This window comes from Epibacterium sp. MM17-32, assembly GCF_022348205.1.
Taxonomy (GTDB): domain Bacteria; phylum Pseudomonadota; class Alphaproteobacteria; order Rhodobacterales; family Rhodobacteraceae; genus Epibacterium.
This window is the reverse complement of sequence record NZ_JAKRFC010000004.1, coordinates 294,735-318,504: the sequence shown is the minus strand read 5'-3', so window position 1 is coordinate 318,504 and position 23,770 is coordinate 294,735. Positions and strand designations below refer to the sequence as shown.

Genomic DNA, 23,770 nt, shown 5'->3' with positions numbered 1-23,770 from the left:
CGTGGGGCTCCGATCAGCCGTTTTCCAGCGCTTCGAGCGCGCGTGAGGCGGCTTCGAAATGCTGCGGGTGGGTTTCGATCGCTTCGCGCAGCAAACCCTCGCCGGTATTCACGTCGCCCTGTTTCACGGCCGACAGGGCCATAGTGTGCAACAGTTGCGCCCGCTCGACCTGGGTCATCGAGATCACCGGCAGGCTGTAGTTGCGCTGGGCGCCGCGGGCCAGAACCAGATTGTTCTTGGCAGTGAACAGGTTGGGATCCTGACGCAGGGCCTCGCCAAACAGGCGCTCGGCGCCGGTGAAATCACCGCGCGTGAGTTTCGAATAACCCCAGTTGTTGAACACGCCGGCAGGGGTCGTGGTCAGCCCGATCGCGGTTTCATAGAAACTGTCGGCGGCTTTCCAGTTCTCTTCGCTGTCGGCAATCATCGCTTCCAGCCGGTAGCGCTTGTAGGTCTCATGCGTCGGCGGCACGGTATCGAGGGTCTTGCGGGCCTGATCCCATTCGTTGGTGCGGATCAGCGCATCGGCGAGGTTCACGCGATCCTCATCGGTGGCATCGGGCAGCCCTGCCACGCGTTGCCAGGCGGCGGCGGCTTCGGTGTAGCGTTTGGCACGGATCAGCGACGTGGCAAGACCGCGGTGCATGTCGATACGATCCGGGTTTTCGGCGACGCCGCGCTGGAAATAGGACACCGCTTCATTCGGATCGGAGCTGTTCAGGATGACGCTGTTGAGGTTGCTTTCGTCGATGACATTGACGTCCTGAAGCGCGCGCTCCACGGCTTCCTTATCGATTTCCTTGCTACAGGCGGACAGGAACAGTGCCCCGACCAGCCCTGCGGACAATAGACCCATATGGCGCATTTTGCTGCGTCCTTTTCTGCTCTGCCTCTGGCGATGTCACGGTGTCGTCTGGATGCGGTAGACGCCGCCCCCCCTGCGCACCAGTTTAAACTCCTCGCCGGTGGCGGCAGTATGCCCGGGGTTGTCAAGATTTTCGAGGGCCAGCCGCAAATTATCGCGGATTGCGTCACTTTCGCCATTGTCCAGCGCATAGGCGCGCCGCAGGATCTGTTCGGCCTCGGCATGTTTGCCCTGTTCCATTAGGACCACGCCAAGGTTGTTCAGCGCCTCGGGCCATTCCGGCGCGTCCCGGACCGCGCGGCGCAGCAGGTCTTCGGCCTGGCCCAGACGGCCGAGACCGAGGTTCGCCGTGCCAAGGCTGGACAGCACCTCGGGGGTCAGCCCCTCGTTCAGCGCCGCTCTGTTGAAGGCGTCGATGGCCAGTTCGTATTGCCCGGCGGCCATCAGGCGGTGGCCCACATCCAGCCCGTTCACGGCGTCTTTTGTCGGGTTTACGCCCGGGGCCCAAACGCCTTGATCGTCCGTCAGGGACAGGCTGTTGCGCGCAGGTGCTGATACGCAAGCCGCCACCAGCGCAAGAGCGCAGGTGACGGTCGCAGGTGGGATCAGACGAAATAGGCGGGTGCGTCTGGTCCGGGTGGTCATGGTGTTCTTGTCACGGCAAGGTGCCTTGTTTCCCCAGGTTCGAGATCCCCTCGACGGAGGGTCCAACCAGGATGATCAGCAGCGGTGGTACGGTCAGGCCCATTGTGGCAAGGGTCATTTTTGTTGGCAACTTGTTTGCGGCCTCTTCGGCGCGCATCACGCGTTTGTCGCGCATTTCCGCCGCATAGACCCGAAGCGCATCGGCGATCGATGTGCCGAAGGTTGCGGACTGGATCATCACCGTCACAAAGGATGACACGTCCTGCACGCCGCAACGGGTGGCCATGTCACGCAGTACCTTGTCCTTCTCCTTGCCGGCCTTCATTTCATAGGCGACGATTTCGAATTCTTCCGCCAGTTCGGGGTAGGAGGCGCGCAGCTCATTGCCGACGCGGACGATCGCCTGGTCCAGGGACTGGCCGGCCTCCACACAGACCAGCATCATATCGAGCGCATCGGGAAAGGCGCGGGTGATGGCCTGCTTGCGCTGGTCGATCCGGCGGTTCACCCAATAGCGCGGCAGGAAATAGCTGGCCCCCGCCGGGCCGGCGATCCGCAGGATCATATCCTGCGAGGTGTATTCCATATCGGCGTTCAGCCCGTAGACATAGAACAGGCCAAGCCCGAGCCCGGTCAGGCCCAGGGCAAATTGCGCAAAGTGAAACAGCCGCACTGCGTCCTTGGACTGATAGCCCGCCTGGCGCAGCTTGAGTTCCATCGCGGAGAGCTCTTCCTCGTTCTGTGGTTCGAGGAAGTTGGCGAACTTCTGCAATTGCTCGTTGCGGTTGGCCTGGCGCAGGCGGTCCTTTTGCGGCGCTGAGGATTGCGTTTCGGACAGGCTGCGCTGAAGTTTCTTCAGCGGGTCTTCCGGCTGATTGAGGATCAGCCCCACCGCCACCGCAACCAGCAGAATGCCAAGGCATCCCAGCGCCAGCAATGGCCCGAGTTCTCCGAACTGGTTGATCAGCATATCCTGCGCGGCGGTCAGCGGGTTCATGGTCGATCCTCAGACTTTGATGTTGGTGAGCATGCGCATCACAAAGATATTGGCGGTCAGCATCACCCCGACCACGAAACAGGCGGGAATGAACCAGGGATGGTCCAGCACGTTGTCGTAGTAGTGGGGATCGTTGAACAGGGTGAACACGAGACAGAACAGCGGAAAGCCCGAGAGGAACTTGCCGGACCACTGCGCCTCGGCGGTGATCGCCTTCACCCGGCGAAACAGCCGGAAGCGCGCCCGGATCACCTTGGCCAAGCCGGCCAGAACCTCGGCCAGGTTGCCGCCGGACTGCTGCTGGATGGTGACGGCGACGGACAAGAACCGCAAATCCTGCATGTCGAGGCGTTCGGCCATCTCCTTCAGCGCCTCGCCGACGTCGCGCCCATAGGCGCATTCATCGGCGATGATGCCAAATTCGGTCGCCAGCGGGTCCTCGACCTCCTTGGCGACCATCTGAATGGCAGAGGAGAACGGATGCCCCACGCGCAGGCTGCGCACCATCAGTTCAACACCGTCGGGGAGCTGTTCTTCCAGCACGGCCATGCGTTTCTTGGCCTTGGAGTTCACCCAGACGAAGACCGCGCCAACGCCGATCACGACAGAGGCGAGGGCACGCACGGAGGTATCCGCCTGCGTGCCGATGCTGAGGCCGACAAAGGCAATCCCGCCCAATGCGACCATGATGAGGATCAGCTGCTGCGGCGTGAAGGCAATGGCCGCTTTCTGGGCGCGTTCGGCCAGCAGGGAATAGAGCGGGATCGACTGCGATTTCAGATGCTGTCGCATCTCCTTGCGGAGCTGTTCCAGAACCTGCTCGCGGTTGGCGCCCTTTTCCAGCATTTCCAGCCGTCGGTTGACGCGGCTGTTCAGGCTGATCGATTTACCGAAGGTGACAAGATAGAGCCCTTCGACCAGGACCAGAACCCCGACAAAGATCAGCCCGTAGATAAGTGGTTCAATCCCGATCTGCATCAGCGGGTCTCCATCACGGTTGGTTCATAGATCGAAGGCGGCAGGTCATATCCCCAGAGACGGAAGCGTTCGGAGAAGTGGCTGCGCACACCGGTTGCGGTGAAATGGCCGATGATCTTGTTGTCGGGCGTCAGGCCCACGCGCTGGAAGCGAAAGATCTCCTGCATGGAGATCACATCACCCTCCATTCCGGTCACCTCGGTGATCGAAGTCATCCGGCGGGACCCGTCCTGCAGGCGTGAGGCCTGTACGATCAGATTGACAGCGGAGGCGATCTGGCTGCGTACCGCCTTGATCGGCATTTCGATGCCGGCCATGGCGATCATGTTCTCAAGACGCGAAATCCCGTCGCGGGCGGAGTTGGCGTGGATCGTGGTCATCGACCCATCGTGGCCGGTGTTCATCGCTTGCAGCATGTCGATCACCTCGGCGCCGCGGGTCTCGCCGACGATGATGCGGTCGGGACGCATCCGCAGGGCGTTCTTGAGACAGTCGCGCGGCGACACCTCGCCCTTGCCCTCGACGTTGGGCGGGCGGCTTTCCATCCGGCCCACATGGGTCTGCTGCAGCTGCAATTCCGCCGTATCCTCGATGGTGAGGATACGTTCGGAATTGTCGATGAAGCTCGACAGCGCGTTCAGGGTTGTTGTCTTGCCCGAACCTGTGCCGCCCGAGACGATCACGTTCAGTCTGGTGGAAACCGCCGCTTGCAGATATGCAGCCATTTCCTCTGTGAAAGCGCCGAAATTCACCAGATCGTCGATGCCCAGCTTGTCTTTTTTGAACTTCCGGATCGAAACCAACGATCCGTCGACGGCGATCGGCGGCACCATGGCGTTAAAGCGCGAGCCATCGGCAAGACGGGCGTCCACATAGGGGTTTGATTCATCCACGCGCCGCCCCACAGCAGAGACGATCTTGTCGATGATCCGCATCAGGTGACGCTCGTCCTTGAAGGTGACGTCGGAGAGTTCCAGCTTGCCGCCACGCTCGATAAAGATCTGCTGCGGTCCGTTGACCAGGATATCCGACACGCTGTCATCCTTCAGCAGCGTTTCCAGCGGCCCGAGGCCGGTGACCTCGTCATACAGCTCCTTGTTGAGTTGCTGCCGGTCCTCGCGGTTGAGGACGATATTCTTGTCCTGGAGCACTTCGCTTGAAATCGAGGCGATCTCGTTGCGCAGGTCCGCCTCGGAGGCCTTCTCCAGCGCGGCAAGGTTCAGGTTTTCGAGCAATTCACGATGCAGCTCGATCTTGATCTCGCCCAGGCGTTCCTTGCGCTTGCGCTCGCGATCCTGGGGGGCCGCCTCGGCGGTCTTGCGCTGGGCGGGACGTCGCAGCATGGTCTTGACGCCTTCGACCGGCGCCTCAACGGGGGCCGCTGCGGGCTTTGGCGCAGCGGCCACGGGTGCTGCGGCCGGTTTCTTGTACTTGGAAAACATCTTGATACCCCCAGGTGTTCACGTGCCCTTTCAGGCCGCTTCCGCGTCCGACCGCCCCAGCTCATGCAGGCTCTTTGCCAGTTTGGCGATTTCCTTGCGCAGAGGGTTCTTTGGTGCGGAGATCGCCAGCGGCTGGCCGTGATCGCAGCTATGAAGAATGGTTTTCCCACCGTCCGGCAGCTGGACGTCAATGGAAATACCGAGGCTTTCTGCCAGTCGTTTGACCCGGCTTTTGCCATTCAGGTCGGTGAATTTCGGACCCCGGTTCAGCAGGAAGCGCAGCTTTTCAAAGGGCAGGTCCTCCGATTGCAACGCCCGCTTGACCCGCAGGGCGTTCTGGGCGGACCGCATGTCCAGCTCGATCATCGCAAAATAGACATGCGAGAGGGTGAGCACGGTTTCGGTCCATTGCACCAGCGTGTGGGGCATGTCGATGACGACAAAGTCAAAATGGCTGCGCGCCATTTCCACCACGCGCAGAATGTCCTCCGGCGTGATGAACTCCAGCGGCACCATGTCCGCAGGCGCGGTCAGCACCTGAAGCTTGTCCTGAAAGGACACCAGCGACTGGCCAAAGATGTCCTCGTCCATGGCTTCGGTTTCGCTCAGCATCTCCATCACCGCCTCGCGGCGCGGCAGGTCGAGATAGGTCGAGACCGAGCCGGTTTGCAGATCAAGATCCAGAAGGCAGACGCTGGGGCGTTCCGATGGTGTCAGTTCCGCCAGCTCCCAGGCGAGGTTGACGGCAAATGTCGACGCGCCAGAGCCGCCGGCCAGACCATGACACACGATGACGGCGCCTTCGCGCTGGCTGTCGGCATGCAGCTTGTGCGCGCGGGCCGGTGCCGCGGGCGTTTGCGCGACAGGCTGTTCCGGCACACGCAGGCGTTCAACCGCCGCTGCCAGCTCCTGTTCAGGGAGCGGGTAGGGGATGAACTCGTCCGCGCCCTGGCGCAGCAGCTTGTGCAATGCGGCCGGGGTCACATCCTCGGCGACCAGGATGACCTTGATGCCGCGCGACTTGGCCTGGGTGATGATCTCTCCCATCAGCGGCAGGTTGCTCTCGTCCTCGGCATCCATGGCGAGGGCCACGAACTCCACGGCTTCTGCTTCGGGCTGGTAGAAGAAGGCAAGCGCTTCGGTAAAGCCAAGGTCCCCCCAGGCTTCGCCCATGACGGTTTCCATGTCCTCGATCAGCAGATCGAAGTTCTGGACGTCACGGCTGATTGTACAGGCTGCGATCGGCGCAGCCTCGCTTTGCGAATTCTCACTCGTCATCGCCAGTATCCCCACATTGTTCGGTCCCGGCTCAATGCCGATGGTGGACCGACGCCGCCCCCACCACAAGGTACACGGCGCCTATGGGATCACTGTCGTTCTCAATCTGGGCGATATTGGGGCCAAAAAACTCCGATTGTAGGGAATGTTAATCATGCCTAACAAAGAGTTTACCGCGACGGGGCTTTGCCTGTGATGTGCCCGCCCGGGACCGGACAGGTCGGGATCAGGCCGCCTGAACGGTCTTACTCGTCCAGTCGCGAGTCGGCCCTCAGCGTGGTTTCGGAGACGCCGCTTGCCACATAATCGCGATATACGATTTGCGCGTATTTGCCATCCAGCTGATTGACGCGGGCCGCGACAAAGCCGCTGACTTCGGTCACCGTCCGGCGATTTCGGCGCTCGCGCTGGTCGGTCAGCACCAGGGGTTGGGTTTCCCCGTAGGAGACCACGGCCTCCAGACGCTTGCGGCTGATCCCGCGGGCCACCAGATAGTTCACCGCGGCGCGCGCGCGGCGCAAGCCCAGCGATTTATTGTAGCCCTGGCTGCCAACCGCATCGGTGTGGCCATAGACCCGGAACCGGACTTCGGGGAACTGGCGAATCCAGTCCGCCTGACGGTCCAGAACCTGACGCGCCGCCCCATCGAGACGGGCGCTGTCGAAATCGAAGTTGATCGTGCTTGGCACTTCCGACGCAAAGCGCTTGGCCAGTTGCACGCGGTAGCTGCGATCGCCGGACTGGACGGCGGTATTGTTGACGTTGGCCGAGCCGAAATAGGTTTGGTCCAGCGGGGCGCCGGCTTCCTTGTAGGCGCAGGCGCTCGTTGCCAGAGCCAGTCCAATCATTGCCGCGTGTTTCAACATCTGCGCCACCGTTCCTATGCGTTAGTCGAGGAGATAGCCGTAAGAGCCATCAAAGTCCTGGTTTGCCACTTCGCCGGCTGCGCCCGACTGCGTGCGTTCCGTGCGACCAAGCAGGAACAGGTTGCGCTCGCTTGGTGGCTTGATGCGATCCGTGGGCAGAGAGAAGGCCTCGCCACGGGTCGGGGTGACCAGATGGGCCGAGACGATGATGACCAATTCGCTCTGGTTGCGGGTGTAGTCGGCGCTGCGGAACAGCGTGCCGAGAATGGGCACGTCACCGAGCCACGGAACCTGCGCGGCGTTGTCGAGGAACTCGTCTTCGATCAAGCCGGCAATTGCAAAGCTCTCGCCATCGCGCATTTCCACGGTCGTGGAGGTTTCGCGGCGGGTGAAGGCGTTGATAACCAGCCCCTCCAGCGTGATCGAATTGGTTGGGTCGATCGCCGAAACCGCGGCCTTGAGTTCCAGATTGATGAGATCGCCATCCACCACGCGGGGAATGAAATTCAGTTCGATCCCGAAGGGTTTGAACTCGATGGTCACGACACCTTCGCGTTGGGACACCGGCACAGGGTATTCGCCACCGGCGAGAAAGCTGGCCTCCTGCCCGGACAGCGCGGAGAGGTTGGGTTCTGCCAGGGTGCGAACCAGGCCTTTTTCTTCCAGTGCTTCGAGCAGGACACCAAACTCCACCGATCCGATGTCAAAGCCGATGAAGGTTGCCCCGGCGATACCGTCCCGCGTGCCGATTTCCGGGTTGGCCAGGCCGTTTTCGCCCTGAAGCCAGGTGCCGGTTTCGCCAAGCACATCGGTTGCACCAAATGCCACGGAAGAGCCCAGCGACTTGGACACCGAGCGCTCCATCTCGGCAAAGCGGACCTTGAGCATCACTTGCTGGACACCGCCCACGGTCATCAGGTTGCTGACCCGGTCCGGCGCATAGCGCTCCGCCAGGTCGAGGGCGCGCTGCAGGCGCTGAGAGCTGGAGACGTTGCCCGAGAGCACAATGCCGTCATTGGCGGTGCGCACCTCGATCTTTTCGTTCGGCAGGATCTGTTTCAGGCGTTGTTTGAATTCGCTCACATCGGCCGCGACCCGCACGTCCACATTGGTAATCAGACGGCCAGAGCCGTCCAGAAGCGTCAATGTGGTCAGGCCGGGCGATTTTCCCAGCACATAGATCGTGCGATCCGAAAGCGATGAAATATCGGCGATCCCCGGATTGGCGATGCTCAGCTCCGCAAAGGGGACATCCGCCTCGACCACGACTGCCCGGTTCATCGGTACATCAAGCGTGGCGTTGGTGCCCTTCTTAACGACTTTTACTCCCTGCGCCATGCTGGCGTCGGGGAGGGATGCACAGAAAAGGGTCAGCCCGGTCAGGGCCGCCGCAAAAAATCGTCCAATTGACATGTGACCTGCCTTTCCGATCACGCCTCAGAATGCGGGGTCTTGTCGCCCCGATTTTGCACCCAATCTGCGCCAAGTCGTCTTTCATTGCAAGAATCAATGACTTCGCAGTGGTTTTTAACCGAGGGTCGTTGTTGGATCGTGGTCACAACGGCAAACCTCCGCGCCCCGGGCAACGGGGAGCGGAGGCTGGTAACCGTCTGAAATAAAACGCAGGCTTTTAGTTGCTGCAGGGGATCGGGATTTCCACAACCTCGGCACCACGGCGGGTTCGGATGGTGCAGACTTTCTCTTCTTCGGCCTGCTGCGGGGCTTCCAGTTCCCCCAATCCCAATAGGGCGCGCTGGTCGACTTCGACGAGGGAGGCGATGGTGTCATCCTCCGCGCCAACCAGGGCGAGCGACAAGCGGCCGGTGGATTGCGCCTGCGCCAGGGTTGCAACCTGTTCGGGGCGCGCGGTCACCGTTACGGTTCTGGCGATCACCGCGCCATTGACCTCGCCGCCGGCGGATTGGTCCACTGCGATCAGTTCGATATTTGTCTGGATCAGGCGGGTGACCTCTCCGCGGCGATCCTCGCCACGGCGGCGCGGCGGTTCCCCGCTCCAGTAGACGTCCACACGGTCGCCCGGTCGCAAGAACCCGGACACACCACTGGCGACATCCACACGGATGGCAAAGGCACGCATGCCACGCTCCAGGCGCGATGTGATGCCGGCATCCTCGCCCGGGTCGGTGACCTTGACCGCCAACAGCGGTTCATTCTTTTCCATCGTCCGCAACACGTAGCGTGCATCCTTCAGGGCGTCGGAGGGAAACAGATCCGTCTCTTCAGAGAATACGCCCTCGGGGAGAGCGTTTTCCGGCCAATTGATCTGGCGCACGTTCTCCTTGGTCAGCTTTTGACCATAGGTGAGTTTCTCGTTGGCCACATAGACCGGAACGGTCGGTACTGACTGCTCTCCCTTGGCGCGCTCGCGAGCCAGGGCGATCTGGTGGGCTTCGATATAGTTTTTGGCCATCATGACGGCGCCGCCGGCGAGGGCGACACCCACGATAAGAACAAGTCCGAAAACCGCTCGCATGGTAGTCCCTTTCTGTCGCGCAACCACGACTGTGCCGTTTCAGCCGGAACCTAGGTGCCGTGGGCCGAAGAGGTTGGTATGCTTGGGGCCGTGCAGGAAGACGGCAATGGTGCGTATTGGGCGATCAGGCGGGCACTCGTTTTCAGAATGTCCAGTTGGTCAGATAGGTCGCGATATGCCCTGCGAAGGTTTCGCTGGCATCCGAGATGTTTGAGAAGGTGACGATCACAAACCCCACGACAAGTGCGACCAGTACGACCCAATCAACGGTAACCGCACCGTCTTCAAGGACCAGAAAGTTCTTCAACTGCTTCATCACAAGCCTCACAATCCGGTGCCCCCTATGTCATTCGGGCCGGCGCGGCGACTGTCGCGCGGCCCGAATCGTTGCCTATCCTCTGGAGTTCAGAGGAATAAATCGACCTTCGGCTTATTCGCCGACGGTGATATCGGACAGATAGGTCGCGGTGTTGGTCGCCAGCGCGTCGGTGCCGGTTTTCAGGTTGCTGATGACAACGCCGGCCAGCAGCACAACGGCGGCACAGAGCACAACCCAGTCCACGGTCACGGCGCCGGATTCGTCTTTGCGGAAGTTTTTGAAGAATTTGATCATGGTTCGTCCCTCCTGAGGATCGATAGAATGTTGGCATCCTGTGGGGCGCTTCATGTCATCTGCTCTCTCACCTTCAGATGACGTCCCGCTTTGGATGTGATTGTTATCTCCAGTCAGCGTGGCAGGAATTGGGCCGAATTCCGGAAACAAGCCCCTTAGGTTAAAAAAATCTTAGCGAATTGGGTAAGTGTTTAATTCTATGGTGTATTTGCTCTGCTTTCCCGGGGGGGGACCTGTCTGCGTGCCGCGAATAAGGAGCAAATGTGGCAAAACCGTCCCAATCCCTGCCGCGGGGCTGGATTTCTGCCGGGCTTTGGCACAGGATTCTCTCTGGCAAGAGGTAGAAAGCGAGCGGAAATCGAATGAAGCGGGTGCTGGCAGCATGCTGTGGCCTTGTGGTCGCAAGCACGATCTGGGCGCAGGAGCAGGGCGCTCCGGAGCCATTTGCAGATTTCCAGGCCAAGCGCGTCCGACCGCCGTCACCGGGGACAGAGAAACGGATAACGGTGCAGATCGATCCCACGGCGGCGGCGGCCGTGTCGGATGAAACGCCAGTGGCCGAGCCCGATGGATCCATTGCGCCAAACGCTCAAACGCCAAGGTTTGCATGGTTCTGGGATGAGGTCGGCTCGGATCTTGAGCATGCTTCGCCCGGACGGCTGGAGGACGGGTTGCTGGCACTGGAAGGGCGCGTCGAGGTGCCGGCGCCGCGATTGCAGGATTTGCAGGATCTGATCGCGGAGTACGGCGTGCCCTTGCTGACAGCGACAATCGGGACGGACGTTTCGCCGGCTTTGGCCCTGGCGGTTCTTGTGGTCGAATCCGGAGGAGAGCCGGAGGCGGTGAGCACGGTGGGCGCTCAGGGGTTGATGCAGTTGATGCCGGAAACCGCTGCCCAGTTCGGTGTGGCTGATGCTTTTGACGCTCAGGACAACATCCGGGGCGGAGTCGCATTTCTGGATCAGCTGATGGATGAGTTTTCGGGGGACCCGGTTCTGGTGTTGGCGGGGTATAATGCCGGGGCCGGGGCCGTTCGGGCCCATTCTGGTGTCCCGCCGTTTGCGGAAACCCGAGATTATGTGCCCAAGGTTCTTGCGGCCTATCAATTGACGCGAAACCTGTGCGCGACCCCTCCGATCCTGATTTCGGACGGCTGTGTCTTTGAGAGCATGAACTAGAGGCAGGTTCCGCGGCAGCGCTCTTTCACGGCCTGAGCATGCAACCGGCAGGTCGCGTGATCCTCGGTCACTGAGGTGACCGGATCGGATCGCAGAGCGATCCGACCGGGGCGGGGGCGCGGAGGGCATTTGCCCTCCGCGCCCCCGCCCACCCCTCCGCAGTTGGAGGGAGCACGTTTAGTTGACGAGTGTTGCCTCGGTCGCGGCACGCAACTCGCCCTCAGTGACGCCCTCTGCGACCTCAACAATTTTCAGCCCGCCTTCGACAACATCCAGAACGCCGAGGTTGGTGATGATGCGGTCCACCACGCCCTTGCCCGTCAGGGGCAGGGTGCATTCCTTCAGCAGTTTGGAGTCGCCATGCTTGTTGGTGTGATCCATGACCACCACCACGCGGCCGACACCGGCCACCAGATCCATCGCGCCACCCATGCCTTTGATCAGCTTGCCGGGGATCATCCAGTTGGCAAGATCGCCGTTTTCGGCCACTTCCATCGCGCCCAGGATCGCGGCGGCGATCTTGCCACCGCGGATCATGCCAAAGGAGGTCGCACTGTCGAAATACGCCGTACGGCGCAGCTCGGTGATGGTCTGCTTGCCGGCGTTGATCAGGTCCGGGTCTTCTTCGCCCTCAATGGGGAAGGGGCCCATGCCCAGCATGCCGTTCTCCGATTGGAGCGTGATGTCCTTGTCGCCGACGTAGTTGGCCACCAGCGTCGGGATACCGATGCCGAGGTTCACATACATGCCGTCTTCGAGTTCCTGTGCCGCGCGTGCGGCCATCTGGTTGCGGTCCCAAGCCATGGATCAAGCCTCCTCACGCGGGCGGGTGGTCACTTTTTCGATGCGCTTTTCATGCTCGCCTTGAATCAGGCGGTGCACGTAAACGCCGGGCAGGTGGATGTGATCGGGGTCCAGGCTGCCAGTGGGCACGATCTCTTCTACCTCGACCACGCAGACCTTGCCGCACATGGCCGCAGGCGGGTTGAAGTTGCGGGCGGTCTTGCGGAACACGAGGTTGCCGGTCTCATCGGCCTTCCAGGCCTTCACAATCGACAGATCCGCAAAGATACCGCGCTCAAGGATGTATTCCTCGCCGTCGAATACCTTTACCTCTTTGCCTTCGGCAATCTGAGTGCCAACGCCGGTCTTTGTATAAAAACCGGGGATACCGCAGCCTCCAGCACGCATGCGTTCGGCCAGGGTGCCTTGCGGGTTGAACTCCAGTTCCAACTCGCCAGACAGGTACTGACGCATGAATTCCGCGTTCTCGCCCACGTAGGACGACATCATCTTCTTGACCTGTTTGGTCTGCAGCAGGATGCCAATGCCAAAGTCATCGACGCCCGCATTGTTGGACGCAAAGGTCAGATCCTTGGTGCCCGCTTGTTTGATCGCCTCAAGCAGCAGTTCGGGAATGCCGCAGAGGCCAAAGCCGCCGGCCGCGATGGTCATGCCGTCGAACAGCACCCCGTCCAGGGCCTCGGCGGCAGAGCCGTATATCTTTTTCATGGAACTCTCCCTTCCATTTCCTCTGGGTCAAGCTAATCGCCCCAGTCGCGCTGTCGAGTCAACGAATACGGAAGGTTCTGCGTATTTCTACCGATGGTGAAACGGGGCCGGGTGGCCCCGTGCCTCCGGCGGAGGTATTTGGCAAAAAGGTGAAGGGATCAGCCGGGGAGGGCTTCGGCACTGTATTGTGCGGCGAACGCGGGGCTGGGGGCGATGGGCGTTATGACATCGATCAGAACGCCATTGGGATCTTTGACGATGAAATGACGCTGGCCAAAGTCCTCGTCGCAGAGCGGTTTCACCACCTCCAGGCCGTGGCCCGTCAGGCGGGTGTACTCCGCGCGTGCATCCTCGACCTCGAAATTCAGCAACATATGGCTGGTCAGGCCCCGCCCGGTTTCGGGTATTGTCTCATGCCCGCCGTCGAGGATGGCGAGGTTCACGCTTGGATCGGCATCGCATTGCAGATGGACATACCAGTCCGACGTAAAGGCGGGCGAGAAGCCAAAGTGCTGTTGGTAAAATTGCGCCGTGGCCGCGACGTTCCGCGTCTGGATGACCGGGTAGAATTGAGTGGGTTTCATCTGTCTCTCTCCGCGAGTAACATACAATCAGTATGTTTTTAATAAATAAACAGGCTGCATGTATGCAAGAGAAAAGTAAATCCACCCCGAATGCGGAACGCCGCGCGCAGATGCGGGCGCGTTTGATGGCGGCGGCGCGCGCGCTTTTTGTGGAAAAAGGCTATGCCGAGGCCAGCACACCAGAAATCGTGCGTGCGGCCGGGGCAACGCGCGGCGCGCTCTATCACCACTTTGAGGACAAGCAGGCCCTGTTCCAGGCGGTGGTGGAAGCCGAGGCAGAGGCCGTCGGCACCGCCATAGACAGCGCTGGGAAACTGGCGGATGAAGAACAGGCATTGGCTGCGGGGAGCCGCGCGTTCTTTGCCGCGATGCAAAGCGAGGGGCGCGCTCAGCTTTTGCTGATCGATGGTCCGGCGGTGCTGGGGGCGAGGGAAATGGACAGGATTGATGCCGGCGGTGGCAGGGCGGCCTTGCGGGCGGGGCTTGCCGCGGCACAGCCCTCACTGTCCGAGCCGGAGCTGGAGGCCCGCGCACTGGTTCTCTCTGCAGCATTTGACCGCGCCGCTCTTGCGATCGCACAGGGGCAGGGGCGCGCGGATATCTTTGAGGACGCGATGTCTGCGCTCTTGCGCACTGTTCTGATGTAGAACGCCAAACGCCGCGCGTCAGCGCGGCGCCGGGCCCAACGGGAGGGCCTGCATACCCATGCAGGTGCGACGGGCGGGAGCGCCCCCGCCTCGCTGTTACTCGCCGGAAGCCTTGGCCGCTTTCTTTTTCGCGGGCGCTTTTTTCTTCGCAGCGGTCGTCTTGGTCGCCGCTTTTTTCGCCGGGGCTTTCTTCTTGCCGGATTTGGCAGCCTTCTCGTTCAACAGCTCGACCGCCATGTCCATGGTCACATCCTTGGCCTCGGTGTCCTTGGGCAATGTGGCGTTCACCTTGCCCCATTTGACATAGGGCCCGTAGCGCCCATCCATGATGTTCACCGGCGCCTTGTCGTCGGGATGCTCGCCCAACTCGCGCAGCGGTTTGGCCGCGGCAGATCGGCCCCGACCCGGATTGGCGCGTTTTTCCGCCAGCATTTCCACCGCGCGGTTCATGCCGATTTCAAAGACGTCGAGTGTTTCCTTGAGATTCACATAGACGGGTTTTTCCTCGTCCGGGCGCTGATGCATGATGTAGGGACCAAAACGACCGAGGTTCGAGGACACGACGCCCCCGTCCGGATGTGCGCCGATTTCGCGCGGCAGCGTCAGCAGGGTCACCGCCTGCTCCAGCGTGATATCGTTTGGCCCCCAGCCCGGCAGGTACTCCTTGCCCTGTTTCGGCAGCGAAGAGCGCGGCGGTTTCTTGTTTTCGGGCGTCGCCTCGCCACGCTGCACATAGGGGCCGAAGCGACCGGATTTCAGGTGGATCTCATCACCGTCATCCTCGCCCAGAACGCGCTCGTAACCTTCGGCGCCTTCACCAGAGATCGGGCGGGTGTAGTTGCACTCGGGGTAGTTGCCACAGCCGACAAAGCCGCCGGTGCGGGAGGTTTTCAGGTGCAGCTGCCCGGCGCCACATTTCGGGCAGAGGCGCGGGTCGCCGCCGTCTTCGCGCGGCGGATAAAGTTGGGGGGCAAGTGCTTCGTCCAGCACATCGAGCACCTCGGAAATCCGCAGATCGGATGTCTCGGAAATCGCCGCCGAGAAGTCGCGCCAGAAGCTGTCCAGAAGTTCCTTATAGTCCTTGCCGCCTGCACTCACATCATCAAGCTGGTTTTCCAGCGCCGCGGTGAAGTCGTATTCCACGTAGCGCTTGAAGAAGTTCAGCAAAAAGATGGTCACAATCCGTCCCTTGTCCTCGGGGAACAGGCGGTTCTTGTCCTTGCGGACATATTCGCGGTCCTGGATCGTGGTGATGACGCTGGCATAGGTCGAGGGGCGGCCGATGCCCAATTCTTCCATGCGCTTGACCAGCGTGGCCTCGGTGTAGCGCGGCGGGGGCTGGGTGTGGTGCTGCAGCGCCAGCGTTGCGCCATCCTGCGACAGGACAGAACCGTCCTTGCCGGCTTTTTCAGCCTGCGCCGCAAGAGAGCCTGCAAATTTCAGGGCCTCGCCCTGCATGATCTGGGGCAGGCGCTTGTCGTCCTCGTCCACCACATCGTCGCGGCCTTCTTCATAGACGCGCATGAAGCCATCAAACATGACGACCTGACCGGTGGCGCGCAGCACCACCTGCTTGTCCTCGGATCCGATATCGACCGTGGTGCGCTCCAACCGGGCACCCGCCATCTGGCAGGCCAGCGTGCGTTTCCAGATCAGATCATAGAGCTTGCGCTGATCGTCCTCGGTTACCTTCAGGCTTGCCGCGTCGCGGCTCATGTCGGTGGGGCGGATACATTCGTGTGCCTCTTGGGCGTTCTTGGCCTTGTTCTTGTAGATCCGCGGCTCGCCGGGCACATATTCCTGGCCATAACGCTTGGCGATCTCGTCACGCGCGGCAGAGACGGCCTCGGGGGCCATGTCGATCCCATCGGTCCGCATATAGGTGATAAGCCCGGCCTCATAGAGACGCTGCGCGGCATTCATGCACTGTTTGGCGCCCATGCCGAACTTGCGGCTGGCTTCCTGTTGCAGAGTCGAGGTCATGAACGGCGCAGAGGGGTTGCGCGCCGCCGGTTTGGCCTCGACCGACAGCACCGACAGCTTGCGGCTGCTGACCGCCTGTACCGCCAGCTCAGCTGCGGTAGAATTGGCGAGGCTGAATTTGTCGAGCTTCTCGCCGCCGAGCACCGTCAGGCGCGCCTCAAAAGACTGACCGCGCGGGGTGGCCAGATTTGCACGCACCGACCAATATTCCTGCGGGTTGAACGCCTCGATCTCCATCTCGCGTTCCACGATGAGGCGGAGGCAAACCGATTGCACGCGCCCGGCCGAGCGCGCGCCGGGCAGTTTGCGCCACAGTACGGGCGACAGGTTGAAACCCACAAGGTAGTCCAGCGCCCGGCGGGCAAGGTAGGCCTCCACCAGCGGCATATCCACATCGCGCGGATTTTTCATCGCCTCGGCGACCGCATCCTTGGTGATCGCGTTGAAGGTCACGCGTTTGACATCGGTGTCCTTCTTGATCGACCGGCGCTTGGTCAGCGCCTCTTGCAGGTGCCAGCTGATTGCTTCGCCTTCGCGATCAGGGTCAGTCGCGAGGATCAGTGCGTTGTCTTCCTTGAGGGCCTCGGCAATGGCGCGCACATGTTTCTTGGAGTCGTTGCCGACCTCCCAGGTCATGGCAAAATCTTCATCCGGTTCGACCGATCCGTTCTTGGCCGGCAGGTCGCGCACATGGCCGTAGGATGCCAGAACGGTGTAGTCGGAGCCCAGATATTTATTGATCGTTTTGGCTTTGGCCGGGGATTCGACGACGACGACTGGCATAAAATTGGGCACCTTTCCATACGGGTTCAATCGCGCTCTATGGCGGGGCAAAATGTGTCGCGCAAGGGGAGAATGTCAATCCACGCGAAGAAAACAGCCCGCAAAACACTGGTCGGCGCGGGTGTTTCGAGGGCAGGGATTCAGCGTTTTTTGATGATCACCCCACCCGGTCCGCGACCGATTTCGCCAGAGAGTTCAAGGTCGGTCAGAACAGTGCGCACCTTGCGTGCCGGGCTGTCGAGATCGTCGATCAGCTGGCCCTCGGGGGTGGGCGCGGCAGCAAGCCGGTCGAGGATCTGCTGGTGGAGTGCAGCGGTTTGCCGCAGGGTCCGCTTTTCGGGGGGCGGTGGCGGCAGGTCCCGCGTCGCGACGCGGGGGCGGGGGCGCTCCACCTGCAACGGGGGCAGCGCATCGATCACGTCGCGGGCGTCGCGGACCAGCGTTGCGCCATCCCGGATCAGCAGGTTGCCGCCGCTTGCGCGGCCATCGCAGGGGTGGCCGGGCACTGCCATCACGTCGCGCCCCAGATCCAGCGCATCCCGTGCTGTAATGAGGCTGCCGGATTTCACGGCGGCCTCGACCACAACCGTGGCAAGGCCGAGGCCTGCGATGATGCGGTTGCGAGGCGGAAAGTGGCGGGCCTGTGGTTGCAATCCCATCGGCTGCTCAGACAGACGCAGGCCGTTTTCTACAATTGCCGCCGCGAGACGCGCATTTTCTGCCGGGTATATAATGTCCACGCCGCCGCCCTGAACAGCGATGGTCCCGGCGCTGAGCGCGCCCTCATGGGCGCTGGCGTCGATCCCGCGGGCAAGGCCGGAGATCACCACATATCCCGCATCCCCCAGGTCCCGCGCTAGGCCGTAGGCCATGCGCCGCCCCAGGGAGGAGGCATTGCGCGCCCCCACGATGGATATGGCCGGTCGCGCGAGCAGGTCCGGATTGCCGATCATCCAGAGGGCCGGCGGCGGGTGGGAGATATTGGCCAGAACGGCGGGGTAATCCGCATCACCAAAGCACAAAAGCCGCGCATTGGCGGCTTTTGCTGAGGTGAACTCGGCGTCCAGTGCATCTTTTGAGTATGTTTTATACCCTTTGACGCCTGTGGTCGCTGCCACTTCAGGCAGCATTTCAAGCACGTTCTGTGCTGAACCATACTCGGCCAGAAGCCGGTAGAAGGTCACTGTCCCGATTCCACGGGAGCGCAACAGACGAAGCCAGGAATACCTTTGATCTTCCGTGGTGGGTGGGAGTGGGGGGTGAGTGGAAGAATTTGCTTCTCCGGTCATGCCCTCGCCTCGCCTTGTTGCAAGACTAGGTTTACGGCTGCGGAGGTTAACAGGTGGTGAACATCGAGACAGTTTATCGAGATTTTTCGGTACTTTTCGCTATGTCCTTGAAAACAAAGGGGTGTGAATCCACCGTGAGCATAGCGCCCCTGCTTCGGGTCTGAGGATTGGGCAAGATTTGTGGTAAACGCGGGTCGATATTGCGGCTGTTTGGCGCGCAAAAAGCCTGGACTGTTAAACAAAGATGAGGGCTGAGGGTTCCCTTGCGTCACCTCGACGGCTGAGAGGGCAGGCGACTCGCGCATCTGGCGCGAGCCACCTTTTGCAGGAGGGGCCCGCGATCAGGTTGCCGAACCACCGACGGTCAATCCGCCCATCAAGACGCTGGGCTGGCCAACGCCCACCGGCACCCATTGGCCCTGCTTGCCACAATTGCCCATGCCCGGATCCAGCGCCATGTCGTTGCCGAGGCCGCGGATCTTCTGCAACGCGGTGGCACCATCGCCGATCAGGGTCGCGCCCTTCACCGGCGCGCCGATCTTGCCATCCTTCACCCGATAGGCCTCGGTGCAGGAGAAGACGAACTTGCCGTTGGTGATGTCCACCTGACCGCCGCCAAAGCCCACCGCCCAGATGCCGTCCTTCATGTCCTTGACCAGATCCTCGGGCGCGGCGTTGCCGCCCAGCATATAGGTGTTGGTCATGCGCGGCATCGGCGCATGGGCGTAGCTCTGCCGCCGCCCGTTGCCGGTGGGCTCCACACCCATCAGGCGCGCATTCTGGCGGTCCTGCATGTAGCCCACGAGGATACCATCCTCGATCAGCGTCGTCTTCTGGCTGGGGGTGCCCTCGTCATCCACACTGATGGAGCCGCGCCGGTCGGGAAGTGTGCCGTCATCGAGCACGGTCACACCCGGGGCGGCGATGCGCTGGCCCATCAGCCCGGCAAAGGCCGAGGAGCCCTTGCGGTTGAAATCGCCCTCCAGCCCGTGGCCGATCGCCTCATGCAGCAGGATGCCCGGCCAGCCGGGGCCGAGGACCACGTCCATTTCACCTGCGGGGGCGGGTTCGGCCTCCAGGTTGACCAATGCAATACGCAGCGCCTCGCGCGCTTTGGCCTGCCAGTCTTGCGGTGCGATCAGCCCGTCGAGGCCGACGCGCCCGCCACCACCGGCGGTGCCGCTTTCGCGCCGGCCGCCATCCTCGACGATGATCGAGACATTCACCCGTGTCATCGGGCGCACATCCCGCACCCGGGTGCCATCGGCCCGCAGAATCTCGATTTCCTGCAAGGAGGCAGCCAGCGTCGCCGACACCTGTACCACGCGCGGGTCCATCTCACGGGCAAAACTGTCGATCTCGCGCAGCGTCTCCACCTTGACCGGAAAGGCCTGCGCCGCGATCGGGTCGAGATCGTGATAGAGCTTCTGATTGGTGGCTTGCGGGGCAGGGGCCATCGTCCCGCCGCCATCGCCGACCGCCAGCCGTGCGGTTTCTGCCGCCCGTTTCAGGGCCGAGACCGACATGGTGGTGGAGTGGGCGTATCCGGCAACCTCTCCGCGCACCGCGCGCAGGCCAAATCCCTCTGCGGCGTCGTAACTGGCGGTCCGCAGTCGGCCGTCATCAAACACCAAAGCTTCGGATTTGGTGCGCTCTGCAAAGATCTCGCCATCGTCGGCTCCGGCAAGCGCCGCGCGCAGAACCGGCAGGGCCTCATCCTCGGGAAGGGTGGTCTCAAAGGGGCGAAACGCTGTTGTATCCATCAAATGGGCCTCGATTTTTTTGATCTAAGTCAAGAAAGCGACGCTATGACGCGAGCAACCCTCTTTATAACCTCTCAAGAATATGATTTTTAACGGCACCAAAGACAACGGGCGCAGTACGATTTTCCAATCGATTCCGCGAACCCGCCCCATGCAACGATCAAGCGATCAGGAAACGACATGAAGAATGCTTTGACGCTTTCGGGCTTTATCGCCGCTCTCTCGAGCCTTCCAGCAATGGCGCAAGAAGGTCTGGAAACCATTGGTAAGCCGACCGACGGCAACCTTGGCTTCCAGCCGGCGGCCTCCGAACTGGCGGAAGGCATTCACCAGTTGGACCACATGATTCTCATCATCATCACCGCGATCTGCGTGTTCGTGGGCGGTCTGCTGCTCTATGCAATCCTGCGGTTCAACCGTCGCTCCAACCCCGAAGCGGCAAGTTTTACCCACAACACCCCGGTCGAGATCGCGTGGACGGTGATTCCGATCGTGATCCTGATCGTCATCGGCTCCTTCTCCCTGCCGGAACTGCTGCGGCAGCAGGAAATCCCAGAGGGCGACGTGACCATCAAGGTCACCGGCTACCAGTGGTACTGGGGCTATGAGTATGTGGACCATGAGTTTGCATTCGACAGCTACCTGATCGGCCACCCGGCCACCCTGGACGAAAGCGCGCGTCCCGCCGATGCGGATGTGACCCCCTTCGTCTATGACGAGGCGATGAAGCTGAAGCTCGAAGATGCAGGCTATGCAGGGGACGAATTCCTGCTGGCCACCAACACTGCCGTGGTTGTTCCCGTGAACAAGACCATCGTGATGCAGGTGACCGCGGCTGACGTGATCCACTCCTGGGCGCTGCCGGCCTTTGGCGTGAAGCAGGATGGTGTCCCGGGGCGTCTGGCAGAGCTGTGGTTCAAGCCCACCCAGGAAGGCATCTACTTCGGTCAGTGCTCCGAACTCTGCGGCAAGGACCACGCCTATATGCCGATCACCGTCAAAGTGGTCAGCGAGGAAGCCTATGAGGAATGGCTGCAAGGCGCGATCGACGAATACGCCGATGCCGGCACGCCGCGCGCCTATCAAGTCGCATCCAACTAAGACCGCCTGACACCTGCCCCCTCGCACGAGAAACAGGGGGCAGGGTCGTCGACTTCGTCACAAATTGGCTGGCCACGCCCCGGGCGTGACCGCCGTTTCCAAAGAAGAGCCCGAGCATGAGCGACGCCAGCATTAACGCAAGCATGACCCGCGAAGATGACGCCTCCTTTGGCGACTACTTTGCGCTGCTGAAGCCGCGCGTGATGTCGTTGGTGGTGTTTACCGCCTTTGTGGGTCTGATTGCCGCGCCCATCGGCGTGCACCCGGTTGTCGGCTTCTGCGCCATCCTGTTCATTGCCATCGGCGGTGGCGCCTCCGGTGCGCTCAACATGTGGTGGGACGCCGACATCGACCAGGTGATGAAACGCACCAAGTCGCGCCCCATTCCCGCGGGCAAGGTCGACAAGGGCGAGGCCCTCAGCCTCGGTCTTGGATTGTCGGGCCTTTCGGTCATCATGCTGGCGCTGGCCACCAATGTGTTTGCGGGTGCGTTCCTGGCCTTCACCATCTTTTTCTACGTGGTGATCTACACCATGTGGCTGAAACGGGCGACGCCGCAGAACATCGTCATCGGTGGTGCGGCCGGGGCCTTTCCGCCGGTGATCGGCTGGATTGCCGCGACCGGCTCCATGGCGATCGAGCCCTGGCTGATGTTCGCGCTGACCTTCCTGTGGACGCCGCCGCATTTCTGGGCGCTGGCGCTGTTCATGCGCAATGACTACGACATGGCGGATGTGCCGATGCTGACCGTGACCCACGGGCGCCGATCCACCCGCAACCATATTCTCGTCTACACGGTGATTCTGGCGCTCTTTGCGCTGGCCACCGCCTTTACCGGCGTGGGCGGGCCGATCTATCTGGCGGTTGCATTGGTGCTGAACCTGCTGTTCCTCAAGGGCGCGGTCCAGATCTGGCGCCGCGACGAAGAGTCCTGTGAAGCGGACAACTTCCAGGTCGAACGCTCTTTCTTCAAGCTGTCGCTGCTCTATCTGTTCCTGCACTTCGGCGCGATCCTGATGGAGGCGCTCCTGAAACCCTACGGACTGGGAGGCTGGTAATATGAGCCTGCGCAAGGAACACGAACTCCACAATCGCCGCAAGGGGCGCAACCTCGGTGTGGGCCTGCTCCTAGCCGGTTTTGTCGTGCTGGTGCTGGCACTGACCATGGTCAAGGTGACCTCGGCAGGTTTCACTTTCCCGGAAATCGACACTGGAGCGCAGAACTGATGGCAATGAGCGGACCGCAGAAAACGGTGATCCAGCTGGTTGGCGTGGTTGTCGTCATGGGCGGCCTCGCTTGGGCGTCGGTGCCGTTCTACGACTGGTTCTGCCGGGTGACCGGCTTTGGCGGCGTGACCCAGGTGGCGGACGCCGGATCCGACAAGGTGCTGGAAGACACCATCAAGGTGCGCTTTGACGCCTCCAAGGACCGCGGCATGCCGTGGGAGTTCAAGCCCGTCGAGCGCATCATGGAGCTGAAGATCGGCGAGACCGGTCTTGCCTTCTACGAGGCCTACAACCCGACAGACCGTCCGGTCGCAGGGCAGGCCTCGTACAATGTTGCGCCGTATTCGGCGGGCTACTACTTTGAAAAAATTCAGTGTTTCTGCTTTAACGAGCAGGTGCTGCAACCAGGGGAGCGGGTGATGATGCCCGTGACCTTCTTCGTGGACCCCGAGATCGTCGAGGACCCGGAGGCAAAATATGTGCATACGATCACCTTGTCGTATACATTTCACGAGATCGATCTGCCCGAGGGCTATGCCGCCCTCGACACCGGAGGTACATCCGGGGCAGAGACGGAACTGAATTAAGGCCGCTTTGGTGAGGGACACTTAAATGGCGCATGCAAAAAATCACGACTTCCACATCCTGCCGCCGTCGATCTGGCCGCTGCTGAGCAGTGTTGGCACCTTCGTCATGCTGTTTGGCGCTGTGCTCTGGATGAAAGACATCACGGCCTGGCTGTTCTGGGCCGGTCTCGTCGCCGTCTGCTATTCCGCCTTTTGCTGGTGGGGTGAAACCATCACCGAAAATAAGGCAGGCGACCACACGCCGGTGGTTCTGATCGGCCTGCGCTACGGCTTCATCCTGTTTGTGATGTCCGAAGTGATGTTCTTCTTCGCCTGGTTCTGGTCGTTCTTCAAACACGCCATGTACCCGATGGAACAGTATGTCGGCACCGAGTACGTCGCGCCGGACATCTACCCCGTCGACGCGTTCCACCTGCCGCTCATCAACACGCTGGTGCTGCTGCTGTCCGGTTGTGCCGTCACATGGGCGCACCACGCGCTGGTGCATGAGAATGACCGCAAGGGCCTGGTGAACGGTCTCGCCATCGGTATTGCGCTTGGCGTGTTCTTCACCTTCCTGCAGGGCTACGAGTATGCGCATCTGCTGCACGAGGGCTGGGAGTTCGGCGGTGACGAGTTCTATTCGAACTTCTTCATGGCGACCGGCTTCCACGGCTTCCACGTCATCATCGGTACCATCTTCCTCACCGTCTGCCTGATCCGTGCGATGAAGGGTGATTTCACCCCGAAGCAACACGCGGGTTTCGAGATGGCCGCCTGGTACTGGCACTTTGTTGACGTTGTCTGGCTGTTCCTCTTTGTGGCCGTCTACATCTGGGGCACCGCCGGTCTGGCGCACTGATCACAATGTAGCGGGTACATGATTGCGGTTTTCCTTTCGGCAATCAGCACGTATCTAACGGGGCGCGCGGGGATCACCTCGCGCGCCTCTTGCATAT

At 61.4% G+C, this 23,770-nt stretch carries 24 protein-coding genes; 7 read left to right on the top strand and 17 right to left on the bottom strand.

Features of this window, described 5'->3' with window-relative positions; translation table 11 throughout:
• Window positions 1-13: 13 nt before the first annotated feature.
• The 11 genes from MHM88_RS09440 to MHM88_RS09390 form a co-directional block, all read right to left on the bottom strand.
• Window positions 14-865: a lipopolysaccharide assembly protein LapB gene (locus tag MHM88_RS09440; RefSeq protein WP_239324830.1), complete on the bottom strand. Its 852-nt coding sequence runs from the start codon at window positions 863-865 to the stop codon at window positions 14-16.
• Between the two features lie 36 nt (window positions 866-901).
• Entirely contained in the window at window positions 902-1,510 is a 609-nt protein-coding gene (locus tag MHM88_RS09435) for a tetratricopeptide repeat protein (RefSeq protein WP_239324828.1), read from the bottom strand.
• A 10-nt stretch (window positions 1,511-1,520) separates the two neighbouring features.
• Window positions 1,521-2,507 carry a type II secretion system F family protein gene (locus tag MHM88_RS09430; RefSeq protein WP_239363550.1) on the bottom strand — a complete coding sequence of 329 codons (987 nt, stop codon included), beginning with the start codon at window positions 2,505-2,507 and terminating at the stop codon, window positions 1,521-1,523.
• A 9-nt stretch (window positions 2,508-2,516) separates the two neighbouring features.
• Window positions 2,517-3,485: a type II secretion system F family protein gene (locus MHM88_RS09425; protein ID WP_239324815.1), complete on the bottom strand. Its 969-nt coding sequence runs from the start codon at window positions 3,483-3,485 to the stop codon at window positions 2,517-2,519.
• Window positions 3,485-4,927: a CpaF family protein gene (locus MHM88_RS09420; protein ID WP_239324813.1), complete on the bottom strand. Its 1,443-nt coding sequence runs from the start codon at window positions 4,925-4,927 to the stop codon at window positions 3,485-3,487. The genes MHM88_RS09425 and MHM88_RS09420 overlap by 1 nt, the downstream gene beginning before the upstream one ends.
• A gap of 30 nt (window positions 4,928-4,957) precedes the next feature.
• Window positions 4,958-6,205, bottom strand: a complete 1,248-nt coding sequence (locus tag MHM88_RS09415; protein WP_239363546.1) for an AAA family ATPase — start codon at window positions 6,203-6,205, stop codon at window positions 4,958-4,960.
• A 245-nt stretch (window positions 6,206-6,450) separates the two neighbouring features.
• A complete protein-coding gene (locus MHM88_RS09410) occupies window positions 6,451-7,071 on the bottom strand; it encodes an OmpA family protein (protein WP_239324809.1) in 621 nt (206 codons plus the stop codon).
• Window positions 7,072-7,092: 21 nt separating this feature from the next.
• Window positions 7,093-8,484 carry a type II and III secretion system protein family protein gene (locus MHM88_RS09405; RefSeq protein WP_239363543.1) on the bottom strand — a complete coding sequence of 464 codons (1,392 nt, stop codon included), beginning with the start codon at window positions 8,482-8,484 and terminating at the stop codon, window positions 7,093-7,095.
• Between the two features lie 217 nt (window positions 8,485-8,701).
• The gene (cpaB, locus tag MHM88_RS09400) at window positions 8,702-9,565 is read right to left on the bottom strand and encodes a Flp pilus assembly protein CpaB (protein ID WP_239363540.1); all 864 of its coding nucleotides are present in this window, start codon (window positions 9,563-9,565) and stop codon (window positions 8,702-8,704) included.
• Window positions 9,566-9,707: 142 nt separating this feature from the next.
• Entirely contained in the window at window positions 9,708-9,881 is a 174-nt protein-coding gene (locus MHM88_RS09395; protein ID WP_239363537.1) for a Flp family type IVb pilin, read from the bottom strand.
• A 114-nt stretch (window positions 9,882-9,995) separates the two neighbouring features.
• A complete protein-coding gene (locus tag MHM88_RS09390) occupies window positions 9,996-10,178 on the bottom strand; it encodes a Flp family type IVb pilin (RefSeq protein WP_239363535.1) in 183 nt (60 codons plus the stop codon).
• Window positions 10,179-10,540: 362 nt separating this feature from the next.
• On the opposite strand from MHM88_RS09390, the gene MHM88_RS09385 reads away from it, so the two are divergent.
• On the top strand, window positions 10,541-11,356 hold the full coding sequence (locus MHM88_RS09385; RefSeq protein ID WP_239363532.1) for a lytic transglycosylase domain-containing protein: 816 nt from the start codon (window positions 10,541-10,543) through the stop codon (window positions 11,354-11,356).
• A gap of 177 nt (window positions 11,357-11,533) precedes the next feature.
• Here MHM88_RS09385 and MHM88_RS09380 read toward each other — a convergent pair whose 3' ends face one another.
• The 3 genes from MHM88_RS09380 to MHM88_RS09370 all read right to left on the bottom strand — a co-directional run bounded on the left by MHM88_RS09380 (window position 11,534) and on the right by MHM88_RS09370 (window position 13,452).
• Window positions 11,534-12,160, bottom strand: a complete 627-nt coding sequence (locus tag MHM88_RS09380) for a 3-oxoacid CoA-transferase subunit B (RefSeq protein ID WP_239363525.1) — start codon at window positions 12,158-12,160, stop codon at window positions 11,534-11,536.
• Between the two features lie 3 nt (window positions 12,161-12,163).
• Complete coding sequence (locus MHM88_RS09375) at window positions 12,164-12,868, bottom strand: CoA transferase subunit A (protein WP_239363522.1); 705 nt, start codon at window positions 12,866-12,868, stop codon at window positions 12,164-12,166.
• A gap of 158 nt (window positions 12,869-13,026) precedes the next feature.
• A complete protein-coding gene (locus MHM88_RS09370; RefSeq protein ID WP_239363519.1) occupies window positions 13,027-13,452 on the bottom strand; it encodes a VOC family protein in 426 nt (141 codons plus the stop codon).
• 62 nt (window positions 13,453-13,514) lie between these two features.
• Here MHM88_RS09370 and MHM88_RS09365 point away from each other — a divergent pair, with 62 nt between their 5' ends.
• Window positions 13,515-14,099, top strand: a complete 585-nt coding sequence (locus tag MHM88_RS09365) for a TetR/AcrR family transcriptional regulator (RefSeq protein WP_239363511.1) — start codon at window positions 13,515-13,517, stop codon at window positions 14,097-14,099.
• 96 nt (window positions 14,100-14,195) lie between these two features.
• Here MHM88_RS09365 and topA read toward each other — a convergent pair whose 3' ends face one another.
• From topA to tldD, 3 genes are all read right to left on the bottom strand, one after another.
• Window positions 14,196-16,865 carry a type I DNA topoisomerase gene (topA, locus tag MHM88_RS09360; RefSeq protein WP_239363501.1) on the bottom strand — a complete coding sequence of 890 codons (2,670 nt, stop codon included), beginning with the start codon at window positions 16,863-16,865 and terminating at the stop codon, window positions 14,196-14,198.
• A 140-nt stretch (window positions 16,866-17,005) separates the two neighbouring features.
• Window positions 17,006-18,154, bottom strand: coding sequence for a DNA-processing protein DprA (dprA, locus tag MHM88_RS09355; RefSeq protein WP_239363498.1), 1,149 nt, complete (start codon window positions 18,152-18,154; stop codon window positions 17,006-17,008).
• Between the two features lie 341 nt (window positions 18,155-18,495).
• Window positions 18,496-19,917, bottom strand: a complete 1,422-nt coding sequence (gene tldD / locus MHM88_RS09350) for a metalloprotease TldD (protein ID WP_239363485.1) — start codon at window positions 19,915-19,917, stop codon at window positions 18,496-18,498.
• Between the two features lie 180 nt (window positions 19,918-20,097).
• On the opposite strand from tldD, the gene coxB reads away from it, so the two are divergent.
• The 5 genes from coxB (at window position 20,098) to MHM88_RS09325 (ending at window position 23,673) form a co-directional block, all read left to right on the top strand.
• The gene (gene coxB, locus MHM88_RS09345) at window positions 20,098-21,018 is read left to right on the top strand and encodes a cytochrome c oxidase subunit II (RefSeq protein ID WP_239324790.1); all 921 of its coding nucleotides are present in this window, start codon (window positions 20,098-20,100) and stop codon (window positions 21,016-21,018) included.
• 116 nt (window positions 21,019-21,134) lie between these two features.
• Window positions 21,135-22,076 carry a heme o synthase gene (gene cyoE / locus MHM88_RS09340; RefSeq protein ID WP_239363478.1) on the top strand — a complete coding sequence of 314 codons (942 nt, stop codon included), beginning with the start codon at window positions 21,135-21,137 and terminating at the stop codon, window positions 22,074-22,076.
• 1 nt (window position 22,077) lies between these two features.
• Window positions 22,078-22,245, top strand: coding sequence for a cytochrome C oxidase assembly protein (locus MHM88_RS09335; RefSeq protein ID WP_239324788.1), 168 nt, complete (start codon window positions 22,078-22,080; stop codon window positions 22,243-22,245).
• Window positions 22,245-22,832: a cytochrome c oxidase assembly protein gene (locus MHM88_RS09330; protein WP_239363466.1), complete on the top strand. Its 588-nt coding sequence runs from the start codon at window positions 22,245-22,247 to the stop codon at window positions 22,830-22,832. The genes MHM88_RS09335 and MHM88_RS09330 overlap by 1 nt, the downstream gene beginning before the upstream one ends.
• A gap of 25 nt (window positions 22,833-22,857) precedes the next feature.
• Window positions 22,858-23,673, top strand: coding sequence for a cytochrome c oxidase subunit 3 (locus tag MHM88_RS09325; RefSeq protein WP_239363458.1), 816 nt, complete (start codon window positions 22,858-22,860; stop codon window positions 23,671-23,673).
• Window positions 23,674-23,770 lie beyond the last annotated feature (97 nt).